The organism is Bradyrhizobium cosmicum, from assembly GCF_032290525.1.
GTDB classification, from domain to species: Bacteria; Pseudomonadota; Alphaproteobacteria; order Rhizobiales; family Xanthobacteraceae; genus Bradyrhizobium; species Bradyrhizobium cosmicum_A.
In genome coordinates this window covers 45,827-63,988 of the sequence record NZ_JASXTA010000003.1, presented here as the reverse complement: position 1 = coordinate 63,988, position 18,162 = coordinate 45,827, and the positions used below count along the sequence as shown (strand labels likewise).

The following is an 18,162-nucleotide window of genomic DNA, read 5'->3' as shown; positions in this document are numbered from 1 at the left end:
GTCGAGATGAGCTTCTTCGTCGAAACGTTCGTCGGCGGCCTTTTAGCAGGCGTGATGTACTCGCTGGTCGCGATCGGGTTCGTCCTGATCTACAAGGCCTCGGGCGTGTTCAATTTCGCGCAGGGTTCGATGGTTCTGTGCGCGGGCCTGACCTTCGTGACCTTGCGCGACAGGGGGATCGATTTCTGGCTGGCCGGCCTGATCACGCTAGCGATCATGGTTGCGATCGCGATCGCGGTGGAGCGCGTGGTCCTGCGGCCGCTCGTCAACCGTCCCCAGATCACTCTGTTCATGGCCACGCTCGGGCTTTCCTTCGTCATCGAAGGCATCGCGCAGATCGCGATGGGCGCCAGCGTGCACGAGCTCGACCTTGGCATCGTCGATACGCCGATCACGGTCGGCGAGGTCCAGGTCAGCCAGTTCGACCTGGTCGCGGCCGCCACTGCAGGCGTTCTCGTCATCGCGCTGTCGATCTTGTTCAACTGGACCCGTGTCGGGATTGCGCTGCGGGCGATTGCCGACGATCCGCTGGCTGCGCGCTCGATCGGAATTCGGCTGCAGACCTTATGGCAGATCGTGTGGGGTGTCGCCGGGTTCGTCTCGCTGATAGCCGGCCTGCTCTGGGGCGCGCGTCAGGGCGTGCAGTTTGCGCTCACCCTTGTCGTTCTCAAGGCTCTACCCGTGCTGATCATCGGGGGCTTTACGTCGATTACTGGCGCTATTGTCGGCGGCCTGATTGTCGGCGCCAGCGACAGTCTCGCTGAAATCTATCTCACCAGCCTGCTGGGCGGCAGCGTGTCGACCTGGTTCTCCTATGTGCTTGCCCTCGGCTTCCTGCTGGTGCGTCCGGCCGGCCTGTTCGGGGATGCGCCGATCGAAAGGATATGAAGCATGGCGTCGATCGGGACCGATGCGATCGAAGGGTTTGACTCGACCGACGAGACCGCGCGGAGTTGGCTGCGCATCGCCCTTACGGTTGCGCTCCTTGCGGGACTTGCCGCCGTTCCACTCGTGGCGAATGACTATTGGCTGAACGCTGTCCTCATCCCATTCCTGATCATGTCTCTGACGGCATTGGGGCTGAACCTGCTGATGGGCTATGCGGGCCAGGCGTCGCTGGGCAGTGGCGGCTTCATGGCGGTCGGCGCTTACGCAAGCTATAATATGTTCCTGCGGCTGCCCGAACTGCCTCTGCCGGTCAGCCTGCTGCTCGGAGGCATCATTTCCGGGTTGGTCGGTGTCATCGTAGGTCTGCCAAGCCTGCGCATCAAGGGCTTCTATCTGGTCGCTTCGACGTTGGCAGCACAGTTCGTACTGGAGTGGCTGTTCAATCAATATGGCTGGTTCTCGAACTACTCGACATCGAGTTCGATCTCGGCGCCGAGGCTTGCGATCCTGGGCCATGATCTGTCGAGTCCGACAGGTCGGTACCTGCTTACGCTGGCGACGGTTGCGATCGTCACGGTGGTCGCGATCCGGCTGGTGCGCAGTCAGACCGGACGAACCTGGATGGCGATCCGAGACATGGATACGGCTGCTTCCGTCATCGGCATTCCCGTGGCGACCGGAAAGCTGAAGGCGTTCTTCGTGAGCTCGCTGGTGATCGGGATCGCAGGTGCGCTCTGGGCCTTTGCTTATCTCGGCACGGTCGATGCGCGGAGCTTCAATCTGGATCGTTCGTTCCAGGTGATGTTCGCGATCATCATCGGCGGCATGGGCAGCATCAGTGGCAACTATGTGGGGGCTGCCTTCATGATCTTGCTGCCGATCCTGCTCGATCATGTCGGGGGCGGAGTGTTCGGAAGCGCGATCGATCCCGGACAACTCGAAAATCTTCAGAAGGCGCTATTCGGCGCGCTGATCGTTTGGTTCCTGATCAAGGAGCCGAGAGGGCTCGCAGCGTTGCTGTCGCGAGCATGGACGCAACTGGCTTCGCGGTTCGAGCGCTAGCAAACAACGAATTCATCACACGTGGGCGTGAGCCACACGCACGGTCGAACTTGAACTTTGCAATCAAATTGGGGGTAAGCAGTATGTCTCTACGGAAGCAGAAGCGGATCACGAGCAGGGCGATCGGGCTGGCGGCGCTCGTTCTGTCAGTCGCCGTTGACGTTCCGGCCTCGGCGGAAGATGCGAAGACGCAATACTTCCCGCTCGCGACCTTTCGCGTCGGAGCCTATGCGTCGAGCGGCATTCCGGCCTGGGCCGGCGAGATCGATTACTTCCGCTACATCAACGAGGTCGAAGGCGGCATCAACGGTATCAAGCTGGTCTGGGACGAGTGCGAGACCAATTGGGAAGTCGAAAAGGGAATCGAGTGCTATGAACGGGTGAAGGCGGGCAAGAACGGGTCGCCGGTCCCGATCTTCCTGCCGCATGGCGATCCGATTTCGAAGGCGCTGACCGAGAAGTCGGTGGCCGACAAGATTCCACTCGTCACGATCGCCTACGGCCGCACAGAGGCAATCGACGGGCGAGTGTTCCCGTATAGCTTCCCCGTCGTTTTCAGCTTCTGGAACGAAGCCTCCTCGGCGGTCAATTTCATTGCGGAGAAGGTCGGCGGCAAGGACAAGCTGAAGGGCCTGAAGATCGCGACCGTTTACCACGACTCGCCCTATGGGAAGGAGACCCAGGTCCCGCTTGCTCATCTTGCCAAGACGTATGGCTTCGAGGACATCCAGATTCCGGTCCCGCATCCGGGCAATGAGCAATCGGCGCAATGGGCCAAGATCCGCCAGCTCAAGCCCGACTGGGTGTTCTTGCGAGGTTGGGGCGTCATGACGCCCGTCGCAATCAAGACCGCCGCCAAGGTGGGCTTTCCGGTCGATCACATCATTGGTGGCATCTGGTCGGGCTCCGAGGAAGACGTCCGCCCCGCCGGCGCCGTGGCCAAGGGCTACCTGGCGATCACGCCATTCCCCGCCGGCGCCAATTTCGAGATCCATCAGAAGCTCAAGGAATACATTCTCGACAAGGGTCTCAGCGATCTCAAGGACCCGAAGAGCTTCGGCTCGGTCTACTACAATTCGGGCGTCGACGAGGCGATCATCGCGGTGGAGGCGATCCGGACTGCACAGGCGCATTTTGGCGTACGGCCGATCAATGGCGAGGAGGCGCAGTGGGGCCTCGAGCATCTCGATCTCTCCGAGAAGCGTCTTGCTGAAATCGGTGCCACCGGTCTTCAGCAGCCGCTGAAACTCTCGGCGAAAGACCATGAGGGTGGTGGCGCCGGCAAGGTGCTGCAGTGGGACGGCGAGAAATGGAACGTGGTGTCCAACGGCTGGGTGAAATCCGACCGGGAATTGCTGTTGCCCCTGATCTATGAGCGCGCCGCCGCCTACGCAAAGGAGAAGGGCATCACGCCGCGCGATGCAACCAACTGATGTTACTCTGAAGGATCGCCATGACCACGTCGCAGTTTCTCGAAGTCGATAACATTGAGGTCCTCTACAGTCACGCGATCCTGGCCTTGCGCGGCGTATCGCTCAGGGTCGAAGAGGGATCAATCGTTGCTCTTCTCGGCGCCAATGGTGCGGGGAAGACCACCACACTGAAGGCAATCTCGAACCTGCTTGGGTCCGAGCGTGGCCACTTGAGCCGTGGTGCAATCACCTGGCGCGGCGAGGCGACCAACCGGCTTGATCCGGCCGATCTTGTTGCAAGGGGAGTGGTTCAGGTACTCGAAGGCCGTCACGTCTTTCCCCAACTCACGGTCGAGGAAAATCTTCTCGTTGGCGGGTTTGTGCGCTGGCCGAGCCGTCGTGCGCTCGCCGACGATCTCGAACGCATCTATTCCTGGTTTCCGCGGCTCAAGCAACGCCGCAGCGCGCGTTGCGGCCTGACCTCAGGCGGCGAGCAGCAGATGGTTGCGATCGGGCGCGCGATGATGACGCGTCCGACCCTCGTTCTGCTCGACGAGCCCTCTATGGGTCTTGCACCGATCATCGTGGAGGAGATCTTCCACATCATCCGCGATCTCAACAGGCACGAGGGTGTCAGCTTTCTGCTGGCTGAGCAGAACGCTCCTCTCGTTCTTCGATTTGCCGATCACGGCTACGTGATCGAGAACGGCAGGGTCGCCGCGTCAAGCACGGCGGCCGTTCTCGCCGAACGGGACGACGTTGCCGAATTCTATCTCGGTGCCGCAACAACCCGAACGGCGGTTGCTGAACCAGTCCAAACTCCGGTCATATGAGAGTAGGAGCAGCGCGTCATAACTATTCGTTTCTGATATTGGATGCCGCTCGGCAGCGGCGGCTTCGTCATCAGCGACGTTCCGCAGCGGACCGACCGGGACGCTCGACTACAATACCTCGCTCGCCGGCGAGGCCGAAGGGCTCGGCTTCGAATATGAACTTGCGCCGGCGCGCTTCGTCGCGAGCCATGGCTGGGAGTTGCAGCAGGGGGCCATCACCTGCACGGCGGTGCTCTCCGCCCACACGAAGCGCCTGAAGCTCATCAGCGCAATTCACACCGGCTTCTGGCACCCGGCCATGATCGCAGAAAGTGGGGGCCACGATCGACGTCTATTCGAAGGGGCGGTTCGCGATCAACATTCTCACCGGATGGTTCAAGGATGAGTTTCGTGCCTTTGGCGAGCCCTGGCTGGATCATGACGAACGGTACCGCCGTTCGGAAGAGTTCATCCAGGTGCTCAAGGGGGCTCTGGACGCAGGACCGTTCCACCTTCAAAGGTGACTTCTATAGCATGACGCCTGGCTGAAACCGAGGCCGATCTCGCAGCCGCACCCCGAGATTTCCAGGGCGGCAACTCCAAGGCCGCGCGCGCCAAATGGCCGCGAAATATTCGGACTGGTATTTTCTCAATGGCGTTACAGTGGAAGGCGCCAAGCAGCAGATCGACGAGGTCCGCGCGTTCGCCAACGCGGAAGGCCGCACTGTCAAGATCGGGCTCAACGGCTTCATCATCCAGCGGCCGACCGAGCGGGAAGCGCTCGAGCAACTCGAAGCGATCATCGCCGGCGCCGACCCCGAGATCGTGCAGGCCTTCGCCGAACAGGTGAAGCAGGCTGGCGCATCGACTGCGGACAAGATCGGAATGTGGGCGCATTCGAATGACGCAATCTTGTCCAGCCCAACGACGGTTTCAAGACGCGTCTGTTCGGTCCTCCCGAGCTGATCGCGGAACGCATCCGTGCCTATGAGGCCATCGGTGTCGACATGATCCTCTGCGCCTTGAATTTCACCGACGAACTGCCGGCGTTCGGCCGCGAGGTGATTCCGCTCTTCAACCCGGCCAAAGACGGTAGGACCCACGAAGCGAACCTGCTTGAGCCGGCTGTATCAAGGTCTGGAAAAGGAATGAGCTGAGAGCACAGGCCAATCCAAAACAAGCCCTGGGAAGCGTAGCGCTTGGCGGCATGATCGATCGGCACTGCCCAATTTTCCTGGGGCTCGTGTCAAAATGTTTGGTAGAACGCCTCGATGGCCCTGAGACGGACTGGGTCGAGCTGATCCTTGCTGATCGATCGCATTATTGTGCGATGTTAGGACAACTAGGCCACTGCCTCCTTAGTATTTTTAGCACGCTTGCGGTCGGTGGCGTCGAGGTGCCCTTGCTCAGGCGAATCGACTTGGGCGTGATCTCGACCAACTCGTCGTCCTCGATATAGGCCAGCGCCTTTTCCAGCGTCATGCGGATCGGCGGGGTCAGGTGCACCGCTTCATCCTTCGACGTGGTTCGGATGTTGGTCAGCTGCTTGCCCTTGAGTACGTTGATCTCGAGTCGTTGTCGCGGGTATGCTCGCCGACGATCATGCCCTTGTAGACCTTCCAGCCCGGCTCGATCATCATCGGGCCGCGATCCTCCAGCTTGAACATCGCGTAAGCAACCGCTTCGCCCTGGCCGCTGGAAACACGGACGTCTTGTGCCGGAGATGCCGACTGATGACGGCGTGCTCTTGCGAAAGGCCCTCCTGTCAGAGGATTGCATCAAAGATTTGGTTCGGCCATTGCGTGAAGCCGGTTGGAGCGCCGAAGTCGGCGAACCGGACGAGCGCGCTCTGTTCGTATCGGTAGTGGCAAAGGCTGATGGCCAACAGTTCGGCGTGGCACTGCTGTATAGCTGCGCGACAGACAACGGCATCTATCGTAGGCTCGAGGCACGTGCATCATGACGCTGCTGTCGGCGGCGGCGCCGATACGCTCTGCCCCCGTGCTGCGGATTAAGGTGCGGACCTCCACGCAGCACGGGGGCCGATTTGGCACTGCAAACGCTATTCTACCGCGAACGTTGCACTCCAGGCTTGACAAGGGGCTGGGGCGTGGTGCCCGGAAGGCTCCATCCTGCGCCAGTGGCCAGGCGGCCTCGCCAATTCTGTTACAATGGCGAGGCCGTCAGCGCTTCGGACTAGCAGGGGCCAGGGCTTTGGAGCCCAGAGGCCTGCTCGGCCTGCCGGCCTTTTTCCCATCGTTAGCGGCGAGGGTGACGGGCGGATGCCACTGGCCGCTAGTCGACACCGCCGCGCTATGGGTGCAGTTCCGAACGGAGGCTCTCAGCGGGGGCATCCAGAAATGGAGTCGAACGCTACAAACGCCTGCTCGATATTGCTGCCCACTCCCCGAGACCGCCGAGCGCATCGACCAGTTTATCGATGTCGCCGCTCAACGCCGCCTCAACTGCCTTATCAAGCAGTTCAGCCAGGCCGTCGGCGATGGCATCGATGGCGAGCCCAGCCTCAAGCCCGACGCCGATCGCGAGATGTCGCCGCCGCGCTTGCGCCGTTGTGGTCTTACGCCGCATCGAGTGCAGCGCTGAACAATCCCTTTCGATTGGAGAGCCGGTCCGACTGACGCGAGCCTCGCACCCATTTGGGTGGAATCCTGCGTAGCAGTGCCAAAAATGCCCAAAGTTCTGCAAGTTTTCGTTCCAGCTTAGCGAGTTTGCAGAAAAACAAACTCCCTCTTGGGCTAAATGAGGGGCGTTAAGATGAGGAGCTTGCACATGAAGGTCGGTGTTCCGAAGGAAATCAAGACGCACGAATACCGCGTGGGTCTGACCCCTGGCGCGGCCCGCGAATATGTGGCTGCCCGGCACAGTGTACTGGTCGAGACCAATGCGGGTGCCGGAATCGGCGCGACGGATGACGATTATCGCAAGGTGGGCGCAACGATTGTGGGCTCGGCTCGCGAGGTGTTTGCATCAAGCGAGATGATCGTAAAGGTGAAGGAGCCGCAGCCTTCCGAGTGGACTCAGCTGCGCGAGGATCAGATCCTTTTCACCTACCTGCATCTGGCGCCAGACCCGGAACAAGCGAAAGGACTCCTGAAATCGGGATGTTCTGCCATCGCCTATGAGACCGTAACGGATGCCCTTGGTGGGCTTCCACTGCTTGCGCCAATGAGCGAAGTGGCCGGAAGACTTGCGGTTGAAGCGGCAGGCAGCGCCCTCAAGCGCTATACCGGCGGGCGGGGACTGTTGATCGGCGGCGTTCCCGGCGTGCAGCCGGCTCGCATCGTCGTGATTGGAGGCGGCGTTGTTGGGACTCATGCGGCACGAATGGCGGCAGGCTTAGGCGCCGAGGTCACAATCCTCGACCGCTCGATCCCACGTCTTCGCGAACTGGATGAGCTGTTTGGAGGTCGCATTCGAACCAGATTTTCGACGATCGATGCTGTCGAAGAGGAGGTCTTTGCAGCCGACGTGGTCATCGGCGCGGTCCTCGTGCCCGGTGCGAGCGCGCCGAAGCTTGTCAGCCGCAGCATGCTAGGCTCGATGCGCAAGGGGTCCGTGATCGTTGACGTCGCCATCGATCAAGGTGGCTGCTTCGAGACGTCGCGACCGACCACGCATGCCGATCCCACTTACGAGGTCGATGGCGTCATTCATTACTGCGTCGCTAACATGCCCGGAGCCGTCCCGCTCACTTCGAGTCAGGCATTGAACAATGCCACATTACCGTTTGGGTTGGCTCTCGCCAAAAAGGGTTTTGCGGCGGTGGTCGAAAATCCGCATCTGCGGGCAGGCCTTAATGTCCATCGTGGCCGGCTCACGTACGAGGCCGTGGCCGAGAGTCTTGGCTTGCCATTCTCACCGATCGAACAGGCTGCGGCCTGATCCCAGAGGTCCCTATGGGACGTTTCCTCCCTGACTTGGCCACTCCTCGGAGTGGCCTTTTTTTGAGGTGAAGGTACCGGACGGCCGGTTGCAGCAGCGAAAGTTCAATAGCCTGACCGGGCGCAGTCAAGCTTCTTCGTTGAGCTGCTCCAACGCGCGTTGAGAACAAATCGACCAACTACGGCCCGCGCCGTGAGCTCTGAAACGAGCTCACCCCAGGTCATTCTGCGGCGCGCCCCGCGGGAGGAGTTGACGCGCAAGAGGCACTCACACCAAGCTCGCTACGAGCTTCATGACTTCCGATCAGACATATACTGTTCTTGGATTGTCGAGATACTTCTCGTAGAAGATTCGTTCTCGACGGCGGCGAGTTCAGCTTCGTAGACCGTGCGATCAGCCAGTCGATGCGCTCGATATCCTCCCATGGCCCACCAGAGACCAGGTTCGGTGATGCTGTACGTGCGATAGCTTACGATGGTCTCCAACTTCTAAGTAATCACATAATCCACTTCGCGTTCGAAGCGCTCACAATCTGCCGCGCTCACAGCCGGCTTGAATGCCGCCAAAACAAACCGGTCAGTCGCCATCTCGAATTGCAGCTCCTCAGGACCGCGCACCTAGGACAAAGGGAAGACCTTGTCAGACCAGGTGACAGGCGACGGACCGGCCGGGCGCAATCTCCTTCAGAGGCGGTCGTCTTTCTGCGCAGACAGGCTTGGCCAATGGACAGCGCCCCCTCAGCGTGCATCCGAACGCGATATCGATAGGGCTTGGAATCTCCCCCGACAAAGCGAAATCCTCGCGCCTTGCGTCGGGATCCGGAATCGGAACGGCCGCAAGCAAAGCTCGCGAGTAGGGATGCAACGGTTTTTCAAACAGATCCTTTGTACTCGACATTTCCACAATGCTGCCGAGATACATCACTGCAACGCGGCTTGCGAGGTACTTCACTGTAGCCAGATCGTGTGAAATGAAAAGATAGGACAAACCGAGTTGCTCGCGCAGTTTCTCCAATAAGAGAATCGCGCGCGAGCGTAGCGACACGTCCAGTGCGGAGGTTGGCTCATCAAGAACAACAAATCGGGGATTTGTTGCAATTGCCCGGGCTATATTGACCCGCTGGCGTTGACCGCCCGAAAGCTCGTGCGGATATCGGTCCAACTGGTCGCGGCCTAGTCCCACCTCCTGCATGAGCTCCTCAACGCGCTCCCGCCGCTCCTTTGCCTGAAGCTCGGTGTGAAGCATGAGCGCCTCCTCGACCATCCGCCTCACCGACAGCCTGGGATTGAGCGAGGCAGTCGGATCCTGAAATACCATCTGGATGTCGCGGCGCAAAGGCTTCATGGCATGCGCATCAAGCGTCGCTATCTCCTTGCCATCATAGCGGACGGATCCTGCCGTCGGCTCAAGCAGCCGGACCAGGCAACGCGCAACGGTCGATTTTCCACACCCGGACTCGCCGACCAAGCCAACGGTTTCGCCGGCCTCGACGTCGAAGGAGACGGAATCGACCGCCCGCACCACGGGCTGCTTCTGACCGCGAAGGCGCGCGAGTGTGCTGGCCATCCCGCCGAGCGGAAAGTGCATTTGCAGATCACGAATCTCAATGAGTGCCACGGCGTTCCTCGAATCCATAACATGCAACAACATGGCCGGGACCGGCCTCGACCATGACAGGGCGCGAAGCGCGACAGCGGTCCATCACCCACTCACAGCGTCCGGCGTAACGGCACCCGCTCGGCGGGTTGACCAGCGAAGGGACCGACCCGGGTATGGGCTCGAGAACGACGTCCCGATCTACCCTCGGTATCGACCGGACGAGCGCCTTGGTATAGGGATGGGCGGGATTATGGAACAGCTCCCGTACGGGAGCGCATTCAACCACCTGGCCCGCATGCATAACGGCAACGCGGTCGCATATCTCGGCAACGACGCCGAGATCGTGCGTAACGAGCATGATCGCAGCACCTGTTTTCGCGCTCAATTCGCGCAGCAGATCGAGAATCTTGGCCGCGATCGAAACGTCGAGCCCGGTCGTCGGCTCGTCCGCGAGCAGGAGCTGAGGTGAGGTCGCAAGCGCCATCGCGATCATGATGCGTTGACACATCCCCCCCGAAAGCTGATGCGGATATTGCTTGGCTCGCTTTTCCGGCGCCGGGATGTGGACAAGGCGCAGCATCTCCAGCATCCTCTCGTTCGCCTCGCGTGCCGACAAGCCTGCGTGGACCATCAGCAAGCGTGAAATCTGCTTTCCAACAGTCAGTAGCGGATTGAGCGCGGTTCGCGGCGTTTGCGATATCATGGCGATCTTGGCGCCGCGCATCCGCCGCATCTCGTCCTCAGGAAGCGTGCCAAGATCCACGCCCTCAAAGTGGACCTTTCCCGAGACCACACGTCCTGGCGGACGGATCAGTCGCAGAACCGCGAAAGACGTGACCGACTTGCCCGAGCCAGACTCGCCAACCAATCCGAGAACCTCGCCTCGGCGAATCGTCAGGTTGATGTGATCGACAGCTTTAATTGCGCCTTGGTCGATCTCGAAATGAACCGTCAGATCAGAGATTTCAAGAAGTTCGGTCATCTCAGTCCCCTCATGCGTGGGTCCAGAAGGTCACGCAGTCCATCGCCAATAAGGTTGAATGCGAGAACGGAAATCATGATCGCAAGGCCCGGAAACAGGAATAGCCACCATTCTCCCGTGACGATCTGCGAGGCGCCTTCCGCCGTCATGACGCCCCATTCGCTCTGCGGCGGCTGAATTCCAAGGCCTATGAAAGACAGGGAGGCCATCGTCAGGAGTGCAAAGCCCGTCGAGAGGGTCGCCTGGACGATCAGGGGCGGAAGACAGTTGGGCAGCAGGTGAATGAGCACAATCCTCCAGGTTGGATTACCGAGAGTGCGAGCAGCATCGGCATATTCCATCTCACGAAGCCGAAGCATCTCCCCACGCGTCAGCCGCAGGTAGGCCGGGATTTGCGTGATCGATATGGCAATGGCGACATTCGTGGTGGAATTGCCAAGCCCCGCCGTGATGCCCATGGCCAATACGAACGCCGGGAAGGCCATCAGCGCGTCGACGACGCGCATCGCGATCGTATCAGCCCAGCCTCGGCTGTATCCGACGACGGCTCCAAGCAGCCCACCGATGGAAACGGCGACAAACGTCGCCGCAAAGGCAACCAGCAGGTCGACACGTGCGGCAAAAATGATCCGCGAGAGTTGATCGCGGCCGAACTCGTCAGTGCCAAGCGCATGATGCCAGGAGGGCGGCTGCAGAGAGGCTGCAGGGTCGGTGGCATCGGGCGCGTAGGGCGCTAGGATTGGCGCCAATATCGCGGCCGCTGCGATCAGCATGATGACACACAGGGCCGCAAACGAGATGGGATTGCGCTGAAGCCGCCGCCACGTCAGAGACGAAGCCGCTGGTTGCGAAATCGAGCTGGACACAGACAATGGTGAGGACATCAGCTGAACCTTATCCGGGGATCAACAAGGCCGTACGCAATATCGACGGCCAGGTTGACCATGACACACGTCACCGCGACGAAGAGGATGAAGGACTGGATTGGAGCCGAATCCTTCGTGAGCAATGCAGTCACCGCGTAATTGCCGATACCCGGCCACGAGAACACGCTTTCGACGACCGCATTTCCGGCCATCAGAAATCCAAAAACGATTCCGGAAATCGTGATGACGGGTATGAGCGCATTTCGCAGGGCATCCCTGTAGATCACCGTTCGCGCCGGCAATCCGGCCGCCCACGCTGCCTTGATGTAATCGGACTCGAGGATCTCAAGCATGGTGGATCTCACCATGCGGGCGACCGGCGCGATCGCACTGAGCCCGAGGGTAGCTGCAGGGAGCATGAGCTGATGCAGGCTTGACTGTAGAGTGGTCCAGTTGCCGGTAATCAGGGAGTCAATCACATAAAGGCCGGTTATCTGTGCGGGAGGTTCGATGCCCGATCCCAGGCGTCCAAGCGGAGAGGGGGCCAAGTTGAGCATGTAAAAGAAGACGTAAACGAACAGGAGCCCCGTCAGGAAGCTCGGCATCGCGACGCCCATGATGCCGACCACTCGTCCGATATGGTCGATCAATGTGTCCCGATGCACCGCAGATAAGACCCCGAGAGGCAGTCCGATCACGATCGCGATGAGAAGGCTCGCCAGATTGAGCTCGAGAGTGGCGGGCAGGCGCTGCAAAAAGTCCAGAGACACCGGCCGCCCCGTCGAGGCACTCTCACCAAGATCGCCTTTGAAGATGCCGGAGACATAGCGGTAATACTGCTCTGGAAACGTACGATCCAGGCCCATTTGGTGCTCCATCACTGCCAGATGCTCTGGTGTGGCAAAGGGGCCCGCCTTCACCATGGCCGGATTGCCCGGGAGCAGGTAGGTGAGGGTGAAGCAGATCACGCTGACGCCGAACAAGGTCGGCAGAGCCAGCGCAAAGCGTCGCATCACATAATTGAAAAAACCCATTGAAGCGATCTCCCATCGAGACGAAGATTGACGTGTTCAGGCGAGCTTCATGCTGAAAAAGCGCTCATAACTATCCCAGCGCTTCTCAATGCCAACGAGGTCGGATCGCATGACGCGCGTCCAGTTTTCGTACCAGAGATGTCCCCAGACGGCGTCGCCGATGACGATCTCCTGCAGGCGTTTTGCCGCCGCCAGACGCTTGCTGGTATCGGTTTCGTGCATGTTCTCATCGATCAGCTTGTCAACTTCCGGATTGGAATAGAATGAGCTGTTGGTGCCTTTCGCTGTGCTGTGGAAGTTGAAGAACAAATGATAGAAGGGATCGTTGATCCAGGATTGCCACGACTCGATCGAAAGCTGGTGATCGCCTTTGGTTGCGATCTGTCGGAAGGTGGCCTCGGTTTCCTTGACGATGCTCACCTTGAAGCCGATCTTCTCCAGCTCGGTCTGAAGCCAGACCGAGGCCTGCTCATGCGGCTGCCATCCGGCGCGTACCGCAAGGTCGATCGGAATCGGCTCCTTGCCGAAGCCGGCCTCGCGCATCAACTCCTTGGCCTTTGCGATGTCGTACTTGTAGGGACTGATCGTGCTGTCGTAACCAGGCGTCAAACTCGGCACAGGGCTCTTCATCTCGGTGCCAAAGCCATACAGCACGCTCGGGATGATGGCCTGAACCGGGATCGCGTAATTGATCGCCTGGCGTACCTTGACATTGTCAAGCGGCGCCTTCTGCGTGTTCATGCAAAGCCAGTGACACAGGGTATCGGGCACGGAAACGGTCTTCAAACCTGGCTCCGCCTCGAGTGCCTTCACATTGCGCGGAGACAGGGTTGATCTACCGACCACCATGTCGATGGCCTTGCGCTTGAGCAGCAGCACGCGGTCGGCTTCGTTCGGTACATATTTGAAGACCACCCGATCGAAGTACGGCCGGCCACGCCAGTGATCGGTCTGCGCTTCCAGGACGACCTCGACCCCCGGCTGGTTCTTCACCAGCTGATAAGGCCCGAGCCCGGCGGTGTTTCGCTTCAACCAGTTTGCAGCCCAGGCATCGTCCGCCGTCGCATTCGCCTTGACCTCATCCGGATCAAGCATCGCGTTATTCATAAGCGCCATCATGTCCAGCGCCATCGGACTTGGCGCGGGCATGTTGATCTCGATTGTAGACTCGTCCCGCACCTTGAACTGCTCGGGCTTCGTCACCCCCAGAAGCCGCGGAAACAGGAGGCGCATATAACCGGGCGACTGCAGCCCGCGGTCGAGGAGATACTTCACGGTCGTGGCGTTGACATCGCGGCCGCTCGGTAATTTCACGCCTTTGCGGATGTTCAGCACGAGCGTGGAGCCGCCATTTTCGAAGGACCAGGACTGGGCGATGCCGCCCTCGATCTCGCCAGGCTTTGATTGCGAGACTCCCGGTTTTCCCTCGACCGGCTGCACCTTCCACATCAGCGGACTGTCGTAAACGTTGGCCTGCACGGTGTAGCCGGCCGACGTCTTGAAGGAGGCCGGGTCGAGTGTGTCGATGTCGGCATCCCAGGCGACTGTCAGGGTTCGCTTTTCTTGCGCGGCAGCCAAACGAGCCGTGCCGGTGAACGTGACGGCCGCGACGCTGCTGGCCGCAAACTTCAGGAATTCCCGACGGCGCGTGTCGCTTGTCATCTCAGTCCCCTCCTGCTTTGCGCGAAAGATTTGCCGGCCATCCGGTGCGCGATGGCTTGCATTATTGTCATCGTCCTGTTATTGTCAACTGAGTTTCAATATATGAAACACGGTGATTAAAAAGTGGGCTCTATCGAAAACGCAGCACAAATCCTAAGGCTTTTCGGGCCGGGTAGGCTTGAAGTCTCGGTGACAGAGGTCTCGCAGCTGCTGAATATGCCTAAAAGTTCGGCATCTCGGCTGCTCAAGACGATGCTGCTTGAGGGGTTGTTGTCGCGCTCAGAGAATCCGCCGCGCTACAAGGTCGGAAACTTGCTTTTCGAGATTTCGCGCCTCTACAAGCTGAACTCCTCGCTGATCGATGCGGTCGATGAGGCCGTAAGGGAGATCACCCGAGGGACCGGGCATACCGGTTATGTCTCGATCCTTGATGGTGCGGATGTCCTGGTCATCCGGATGCATCAGGGGTCTCACGCCTTGCGCGTATTTACGCCGCTTGGGCAGCGTGCCCCTGCATTTGCGACGGCGATTGGGCGCAGTCTGCTCTCGCGCCTTCCGGATAGTGTGGTGCGCTCCCTTCATCCTGAAGGCCTCACTCCGCCTTCGCCGCGCGCGCCTCAAAACGTCGACGAGTTAGTGGCGGCGCTGGACCGGCCACGCCGGTTCGGCTGGGCCGAGGCCCTCGATGAGGCGATCCCCGGGGTCGGTTCGATATCAGTGAGCGTCTCCGATCCTGAAATCGGCGACACGGTGGGCTTCTGTATTTCCTATCCGGCCTCGCACATGAGCGATGAGGAGAGGAATCGCGCGATCACGCTGCTTACGACTGCCGCCCAGCGCATCGCGCACCGCTTCGGCGATCAGTTTCTCTTGCAGCGGGCGCAGCCCGCCCTTGGCGGTGGCGGCCCGGTTGCTGCGTGATCGGTTTTTTTATCGCCGCGATGGATGCGGCTCGGAGGCTCTAGATGAAACAATTGAGTCCAGAGGATATCGAGGCGCTCTCGGTCGGTGCCTGGATTCTCGGAACCGGCGGCGGCGGGAGCCCGTATCACGCGCTGCTGAACTTGCGGCGCTTCTACGATGACGGCGTTCGCCTCGACCTGATCGATCCCGACGAGCTGGACGATGATGATGCGATCGCGGTTGTCTCCATCATGGGCGCTCCGCTTGTTTTCCAGGAGCGTCTGGTCGACAGCCGGCTGATCGCTCGCGCCGTTTCGGCCATGGAAGAGCATCTTGACCGCAAGTTCAGAGCGGTCATGGCCGTCGAAATCGGTGGCGGCAACGGCATGCAGTCCTTGCTCGCGGCCGTTCACCTGAAAATTCCAGTTGTCGATGCCGATGCAATGGGGCGGGCCTATCCCGAAGCGCAGATGACGAGCTTTGCGGTCGGCAATCTCGCTCCCTATCCGCTGACCTCGGTAGATCCGCGAGGTAATGAGGCCATCGTTGGCAAAACCTCCTCCTGGAAATGGATGGAGCGTGTCAGTCGTAAACTTTGTACCGAGTTCGGATCCATTGTCGCGACCTGCAAGGCGCCGCGCTCCGGTGCTGAAGTGAAAAAATGGGCCATTCCCCGCACCACATCCAAGGCCATCAACCTCGGACGGGCGGTTGCCGAGGCCAACCGGCAGCATGCCGACCCGATCGCGGCCATTCTGAAAGCGGAATCCGGCAAGTTCCTGTTCGCTGGCAAGGTCGTTGAGGTCGAGCGGCGGACAACGGAGGGCTTCCTGCGCGGCCGGACTGTCGTGGAGGGGCTTGGCGATGATCATGGCAGCCAGATCCAGATCGACTTCCAGAACGAGTGGATCGTCGTCTGGCGCCATGGGCAGGCGCTCGTCTCGACGCCAGACCTCATTTGCGTTCTCGACAGCGAATCCGGCGAGGCGATCGGAACGGAAACCATTCGCTACGGGCAACGCACGACGGTGATCGCGCTGCCAGCGGCTCCAGTCTTCCTCTCGCCGCGCGGGCTCGACCATGTCGGTCCCCGTGCCTTTGGTTATGACATCGATTTCAAGTCGGTATTCTGCTCATGAGACGCATTGGTATTGACGTAGGTGGGACCAACACGGACGCCGTGCTGATCGACGGCGGAAAAGTCGTGCAGGGCGTGAAAGTCGCCACCACGGCCGACGTCACCAGCGGTGTGGCTGCGGCGATCGATGCACTCGATCTGAGCGCTGAACTTGCAACTAGTATCGACGCGCTAATGATTGGTACGACCCACTTCATCAATGCGGTCGTTCAGCGCCGTCATTTGACCAAAGTGGCGGTGATCCGGGTCGCGCTCCCCGCCACGAGCTCTTTGCCCCCCTTCACCGATTGGCCGGCTGACCTGGCTGAGCTCGCCAATGGCGGGGTCTGGCAAATCGAAGGCGGCCACGATTACGACGGCCGCAGGTTCGCCACTTTGGATGTTGCCGCCGCCAGGCGAATTGCCCGCGAAATCCGTAACCTCGGCCTCCACTATGTCGTGGTCAACGCACTGTTCTCCCCCCTTGATCCGTCCGACGAAGAAGCGGTCGCCGCCATCCTGCGCGAGGAGATTCCCGATGCATCGGTGACCTGCGCACATCTGCTCGGCGGGATCGGATTGCTCGAGCGCGAGAATGCGGCAATCCTCAATGCTTCTCTCATTGCGCTTGCGCAGAAGACCATCACGGCCTTTGAGCATGCCAAGTCAAAGGTCGGACTTAAGGCACCGCTTTATGTCACGCAAAATGACGGCACCGTCGCGGAGGCCTCTCGTGCCGCCGCATATCCGGTGTTCAGCTTCGCCTCCGGTGCGACCAACTCGATGCGGGGTGCGGCCTATCTTTCCGGGCTCAAAGATGCGGTGGTGGTCGATGTCGGCGGCACGACGGCCGATTTTGGCTTTTTGCGGAACGGCTTTCCCCGTGAAGCCAACACCGTCGTTCACATTGGAGGCGTGAGGACCCTGTTCCGCATGCCGGATCTCGTTTCCATCGGACTTGGTGGCGGCAGCCATATCGACCTAGAAGCGGCAACGATCGGGCCGCTCAGTGTTGGGTACCGCCTGTCCTCGGAAGCGCTTGTGTTCGGCGGCAATAGCGTGACCTCGACCGACATCGGCGTTGCCGCCGGACTGATCGACCTCGGCGATCGCAAGCGTGTGGCACACATCACCGTCGATGACGTGAAGAGGGTTCTGCGCCGCTGCAAGGAGATGCTGGAAGCGAACGTCGACCGGATGAAGACAAGCGCTTCAGACGTCACGCTCATCGCGGTCGGTGGGGGCGCCTTTCTTGTTCCGGAAGAATTGCAGGGCGTCGGGCAGGTGGTGCGCGTTCAGCACGGGGGCTGCGCGAACGCGGTTGGCGCAGCCATCGCTCAGATCAGTGGTGAAGTCGATCAGGTCTTCCAGGGGCTGTCGCGAGAGGAGGCCGTCGGCTCAGCACGCAAGCTTGCCGAATCCCGAGCGGTGGAGGCCGGCGCGGAGTCGGAATCGCTGGCCCTGGTCGAGGCGGAGGATACGCCGATCGCATATCTGCCCGGCAATGCCATGCGCGTCCGTGTCAAGGTCGTCGGCGATATCAGATCAACCCGCATTGAGCAAACAGCCAAGGAGAAAGTCATATGCCAGTCCGTTTCCTAATCAGCACGCTCAAGGAAGGTGTCGATCCAGTCGAATACGAGGCCTGGGTCCGCGAGCGCGACTACGCTCTTGTGCGTAGCCTCGACAATTACGTGAGCTACAAAGTTCATCGCATTCGCCGCCCCATCCAGGGCGCCGAGAACGCAACGTGGCAGTACATCGAAAGAATCGAAGTCAAGAGCCTGGAGCAACACGACAAGGACCTTGCCTCATCTGCCGGTGTTGCGCTGCGAGAGGAGCTTTATGGCAAGTTTCTCGATCGCTCAAAGAACATCTATTTCGTCAGCGACGAGATAGAATGACTTCTTCGCCCGGTTGAG

At 60.2% G+C, this 18,162-nt stretch carries 16 protein-coding genes and 2 pseudogenes; 11 read left to right on the top strand and 7 right to left on the bottom strand.

Annotated elements, in window-relative coordinates; genetic code table 11:
* The first annotated feature begins 6 nt into the window (after window positions 1-6).
* The 5 genes and pseudogenes from QSV46_RS06435 to sfnG all read left to right on the top strand — a co-directional run bounded on the left by QSV46_RS06435 (window position 7) and on the right by sfnG (window position 5,331).
* A complete protein-coding gene (locus QSV46_RS06435) occupies window positions 7-888 on the top strand; it encodes a branched-chain amino acid ABC transporter permease (protein WP_314948141.1) in 882 nt (293 codons plus the stop codon).
* A gap of 3 nt (window positions 889-891) precedes the next feature.
* Entirely contained in the window at window positions 892-1,950 is a 1,059-nt protein-coding gene (locus QSV46_RS06430; protein ID WP_314948138.1) for a branched-chain amino acid ABC transporter permease, read from the top strand.
* Window positions 1,951-2,033: 83 nt separating this feature from the next.
* The gene (locus tag QSV46_RS06425) at window positions 2,034-3,383 is read left to right on the top strand and encodes an ABC transporter substrate-binding protein (protein WP_314948136.1); all 1,350 of its coding nucleotides are present in this window, start codon (window positions 2,034-2,036) and stop codon (window positions 3,381-3,383) included.
* 20 nt (window positions 3,384-3,403) lie between these two features.
* Window positions 3,404-4,195, top strand: coding sequence for an ABC transporter ATP-binding protein (locus QSV46_RS06420; RefSeq protein ID WP_314948133.1), 792 nt, complete (start codon window positions 3,404-3,406; stop codon window positions 4,193-4,195).
* A gap of 42 nt (window positions 4,196-4,237) precedes the next feature.
* Window positions 4,238-5,331 (top strand): annotated as a pseudogene (gene sfnG, locus QSV46_RS41385) (dimethylsulfone monooxygenase SfnG).
* A 185-nt stretch (window positions 5,332-5,516) separates the two neighbouring features.
* On the opposite strand, the pseudogene QSV46_RS06395 reads toward sfnG, so the two are convergent.
* A pseudogene (locus tag QSV46_RS06395) lies at window positions 5,517-5,883 on the bottom strand (translational GTPase TypA); the annotation flags it as partial.
* Window positions 5,884-5,897: 14 nt separating this feature from the next.
* Between QSV46_RS06395 and QSV46_RS06390 the strand changes: the two are divergent.
* On the top strand, window positions 5,898-6,137 hold the full coding sequence (locus QSV46_RS06390; protein ID WP_314948120.1) for a hypothetical protein: 240 nt from the start codon (window positions 5,898-5,900) through the stop codon (window positions 6,135-6,137).
* Between the two features lie 410 nt (window positions 6,138-6,547).
* Here the strand turns inward: QSV46_RS06390 and QSV46_RS06385 are convergent, their stop codons facing one another.
* The gene (locus QSV46_RS06385) at window positions 6,548-6,763 is read right to left on the bottom strand and encodes a hypothetical protein (RefSeq protein ID WP_314948117.1); all 216 of its coding nucleotides are present in this window, start codon (window positions 6,761-6,763) and stop codon (window positions 6,548-6,550) included.
* Between the two features lie 201 nt (window positions 6,764-6,964).
* Between QSV46_RS06385 and ald the strand changes: the two genes are divergently transcribed.
* Window positions 6,965-8,077, top strand: coding sequence for an alanine dehydrogenase (gene ald, locus QSV46_RS06380; RefSeq protein ID WP_314948115.1), 1,113 nt, complete (start codon window positions 6,965-6,967; stop codon window positions 8,075-8,077).
* Between the two features lie 639 nt (window positions 8,078-8,716).
* Here ald and QSV46_RS06375 read toward each other — a convergent pair.
* Genes QSV46_RS06375 through QSV46_RS06355 form a run of 5 tightly spaced genes read right to left on the bottom strand, consistent with a single transcriptional unit; the run spans window position 8,717 to window position 14,220 of the window.
* Window positions 8,717-9,712, bottom strand: coding sequence for an ABC transporter ATP-binding protein (locus QSV46_RS06375; RefSeq protein ID WP_377830675.1), 996 nt, complete (start codon window positions 9,710-9,712; stop codon window positions 8,717-8,719).
* Window positions 9,681-10,658 carry an ABC transporter ATP-binding protein gene (locus QSV46_RS06370; RefSeq protein ID WP_314948109.1) on the bottom strand — a complete coding sequence of 326 codons (978 nt, stop codon included), beginning with the start codon at window positions 10,656-10,658 and terminating at the stop codon, window positions 9,681-9,683. Before QSV46_RS06370 ends, QSV46_RS06375 begins: the two co-directional genes overlap by 32 nt.
* On the bottom strand, window positions 10,655-11,542 hold the full coding sequence (locus tag QSV46_RS06365) for an ABC transporter permease (protein WP_314948106.1): 888 nt from the start codon (window positions 11,540-11,542) through the stop codon (window positions 10,655-10,657). Before QSV46_RS06365 ends, QSV46_RS06370 begins: the two co-directional genes overlap by 4 nt.
* Complete coding sequence (locus tag QSV46_RS06360; protein WP_314948103.1) at window positions 11,542-12,558, bottom strand: ABC transporter permease; 1,017 nt, start codon at window positions 12,556-12,558, stop codon at window positions 11,542-11,544. Before QSV46_RS06360 ends, QSV46_RS06365 begins: the two co-directional genes overlap by 1 nt.
* A gap of 36 nt (window positions 12,559-12,594) precedes the next feature.
* A complete protein-coding gene (locus QSV46_RS06355) occupies window positions 12,595-14,220 on the bottom strand; it encodes an ABC transporter substrate-binding protein (protein WP_314948101.1) in 1,626 nt (541 codons plus the stop codon).
* A gap of 123 nt (window positions 14,221-14,343) precedes the next feature.
* Between QSV46_RS06355 and QSV46_RS06350 the strand changes: the two genes are divergently transcribed.
* From QSV46_RS06350 to QSV46_RS06335, 4 genes are read left to right on the top strand one after another with little or no spacing between them, the layout of a single operon-like run.
* On the top strand, window positions 14,344-15,141 hold the full coding sequence (locus QSV46_RS06350; RefSeq protein ID WP_314948099.1) for an IclR family transcriptional regulator: 798 nt from the start codon (window positions 14,344-14,346) through the stop codon (window positions 15,139-15,141).
* 44 nt (window positions 15,142-15,185) lie between these two features.
* On the top strand, window positions 15,186-16,262 hold the full coding sequence (locus QSV46_RS06345; RefSeq protein ID WP_314948096.1) for a DUF917 domain-containing protein: 1,077 nt from the start codon (window positions 15,186-15,188) through the stop codon (window positions 16,260-16,262).
* Window positions 16,259-17,842, top strand: coding sequence for a hydantoinase/oxoprolinase family protein (locus QSV46_RS06340; protein ID WP_314948094.1), 1,584 nt, complete (start codon window positions 16,259-16,261; stop codon window positions 17,840-17,842). Before QSV46_RS06345 ends, QSV46_RS06340 begins: the two co-directional genes overlap by 4 nt.
* Window positions 17,824-18,144: a hypothetical protein gene (locus QSV46_RS06335; RefSeq protein WP_314948091.1), complete on the top strand. Its 321-nt coding sequence runs from the start codon at window positions 17,824-17,826 to the stop codon at window positions 18,142-18,144. The genes QSV46_RS06340 and QSV46_RS06335 overlap by 19 nt, the downstream gene beginning before the upstream one ends.
* Window positions 18,145-18,162 lie beyond the last annotated feature (18 nt).

Coding starts and splice junctions, on each gene's coding strand:
- QSV46_RS06435 (WP_314948141.1), top strand. CDS start 7: ATGAGCTTCTTCGTCGAAACGTTCGTCGGCGGCCTTTTAGCAGGCGTG.
- QSV46_RS06430 (WP_314948138.1), top strand. CDS start 892: ATGGCGTCGATCGGGACCGATGCGATCGAAGGGTTTGACTCGACCGAC.
- QSV46_RS06425 (WP_314948136.1), top strand. CDS start 2,034: ATGTCTCTACGGAAGCAGAAGCGGATCACGAGCAGGGCGATCGGGCTG.
- QSV46_RS06420 (WP_314948133.1), top strand. CDS start 3,404: ATGACCACGTCGCAGTTTCTCGAAGTCGATAACATTGAGGTCCTCTAC.
- QSV46_RS06390 (WP_314948120.1), top strand. CDS start 5,898: ATGCCGACTGATGACGGCGTGCTCTTGCGAAAGGCCCTCCTGTCAGAG.
- QSV46_RS06385 (WP_314948117.1), bottom strand. CDS start 6,763: ATGCGGCGTAAGACCACAACGGCGCAAGCGCGGCGGCGACATCTCGCG.
- ald (WP_314948115.1), top strand. CDS start 6,965: ATGAAGGTCGGTGTTCCGAAGGAAATCAAGACGCACGAATACCGCGTG.
- QSV46_RS06375 (WP_377830675.1), bottom strand. CDS start 9,712: ATGGATTCGAGGAACGCCGTGGCACTCATTGAGATTCGTGATCTGCAA.
- QSV46_RS06370 (WP_314948109.1), bottom strand. CDS start 10,658: ATGACCGAACTTCTTGAAATCTCTGATCTGACGGTTCATTTCGAGATC.
- QSV46_RS06365 (WP_314948106.1), bottom strand. CDS start 11,542: ATGTCCTCACCATTGTCTGTGTCCAGCTCGATTTCGCAACCAGCGGCT.
- QSV46_RS06360 (WP_314948103.1), bottom strand. CDS start 12,558: ATGGGTTTTTTCAATTATGTGATGCGACGCTTTGCGCTGGCTCTGCCG.
- QSV46_RS06355 (WP_314948101.1), bottom strand. CDS start 14,220: ATGACAAGCGACACGCGCCGTCGGGAATTCCTGAAGTTTGCGGCCAGC.
- QSV46_RS06345 (WP_314948096.1), top strand. CDS start 15,186: ATGAAACAATTGAGTCCAGAGGATATCGAGGCGCTCTCGGTCGGTGCC.
- QSV46_RS06340 (WP_314948094.1), top strand. CDS start 16,259: ATGAGACGCATTGGTATTGACGTAGGTGGGACCAACACGGACGCCGTG.
- QSV46_RS06335 (WP_314948091.1), top strand. CDS start 17,824: ATGCCAGTCCGTTTCCTAATCAGCACGCTCAAGGAAGGTGTCGATCCA.